Source organism: Allobosea sp. CER48 (genome assembly GCF_044752385.1).
Classification (GTDB): Bacteria; Pseudomonadota; Alphaproteobacteria; order Rhizobiales; family Beijerinckiaceae; genus Allobosea.
On sequence record NZ_JBIWYK010000550.1, the window covers coordinates 1 to 1830 of the forward strand.

General features: G+C 63.6%; 1 protein-coding gene and 1 pseudogene. One reads left to right on the forward strand and one right to left on the reverse strand.

What is annotated here, in order from left to right; genetic code table 11:
• Positions 1-300: 300 nt before the first annotated feature.
• The gene (locus ACIPIA_RS15410) at positions 301-1167 is read left to right on the forward strand and encodes an alpha/beta fold hydrolase (RefSeq protein WP_400510811.1); all 867 of its coding nucleotides are present in this window, start codon (positions 301-303) and stop codon (positions 1165-1167) included.
• Positions 1168-1185: 18 nt separating this feature from the next.
• Here the strand turns inward: ACIPIA_RS15410 and ACIPIA_RS15415 are convergent.
• Positions 1186-1830, reverse strand: a pseudogene (locus ACIPIA_RS15415) (M20/M25/M40 family metallo-hydrolase); the annotation flags it as partial.

Here is a 1830-nt window from a genome sequence, read left to right on the forward strand (position 1 = left end):
GTTCACAACAATCGGTCAGCAGCGCCGTGATCGTTGCGCGGTATTCCATCCAGGTCGCCAGCGGCCGCATGCACCCGCTACAGCGCACCTCAGAATTCGGCATGAGATCTTCAGGAACGCGCACGCTTGCCGACCCGCACGCTTCGCACTCGAATCCTTCCTGACGCATCTTCCAGTGTCCGGATGCTCCCAGCCCCGCCGGCAACCCCCGCAATCGGATACCGGAACGATCTATCGAGGGATCGGTTCCTGTGAGTGGCGCTGCACGACGGACAAGGCCGCTATAATGGAGGCGTTGGTATGTTCGAGGGGTTCAAGCTTGATGCGGCTGAGGTGACCGGGGGATCGATCCGGTTTCGCCAAGGCGGCAACGGCCCGCCACTCTTACTGCTGCACGGCCATCCACGGACCCATGCGACATGGCACAAGGTCGCCGGGCATTTGCGGGCGCGCTACACGCTGATTTGCCCCGATCTGCCGGGCTTCGGCGGTTCGTTCAAGCCTGCCGATCGGCCGGACCATGCAAACTCGTCGAAGCGGGCGAAGTCTTTCGCCCTCGTCGAGTTGATGCAAGCGCTCGGCCACGACAGCTTCAGCGTCGCCGGCCATGACAGGGGCTCGTACGTCGCCTTTCGCATGGCGATGGACCACCCGGGTCGCGTTCGGAAGCTGGCCATTCTTGATGGGGTCCCGATCCTAGAGGCGTTGGAGCGTTGTCGCGAGGAGTTTGCCCGCCGCTGGTGGCACTGGTTCTTCTATGCCCAGCCGGAGAAGCCCGAGCGTGCGATCGGAGCCGATCCACTGGCTTGGTATGGAGGCAGCGCCGAAGCGATGGGGGAAGAGAACTTTGCGGACTTCGCACGCGCCATTTCGGACCCCGGCACCATTCACACGATGCTCGAGGATTACCGGGCAGGCTTGACCGTCGACGTCGCGCATGATCGCGAGGACCTTGCCGAAGGCCGCAAGCTTCAATGTCCGCTCCTGGTTCTCTGGTCGGAGCGAGATGACCTGCCGGACCTTTATGGCGACGTCGTCGCCGTCTGGAAGCGATGGGCCGACGACGTTCGCGGCGCATCGATCCCAAGCGGACACCATATGGCGGAGGAAGCCTCCGAGGCGCTTGCGCATGCTTTCGAGGCGTATTTCGATACCCCCGAGTCGTGAGACGGTCGGCTGTGACTATTATCCCAGGAAACGCCGGGCGATCTCGCGCAGAAATCTCGGGAGCTCCTCGAAGGCATAAGGCATATAGACGCGTTCGAGCCTTTGGTGGAATTCGCGCCCCCACGGTCCGATGTTGACGACGGGAAAAACCAGCGTATCCGCACCCGCCCGGTCGACGAGGGATGCGATCGGGGTATTGGCGGCAATCTGGTCCTGATCCGCGTCCAGCGGCCGGTGGCCGAGGAAGCTCATATCCGAGATGCCGGTGAAGTACTCGCGATACTTGATCGCCGGTCTGCGGGTCTCCTCGTGACACCGGCGCGCGTCTTCGATCGCGGCGGCAAAACCGGCAGGGTCGTCCCCTCTCGCCAGATGGGTGGCGGGATACACGAGGCTGCTGAACCCGTAGACGATGGTCGGGCCGACCAGGCCGGCTTCCGTTGCCATCGCGCTGACGACGGCGCGCGTCTGTGCCAAGGGGTCGTCTGAATCGCGCCAGGCTTTCTCGGTATGGCGCACCCTGGCCAGGGCTTCGCGACCGCAGACACGCTCGACACGTTCCAATAACTCCCCCGCCGAAACGAGTGCGGCGCTGGGGGTGGTTCGCTCCCGGGTCCGGAGCATCTTCGCGTAGCATCGCGCACGCCGGTTGAAATTCTCGAT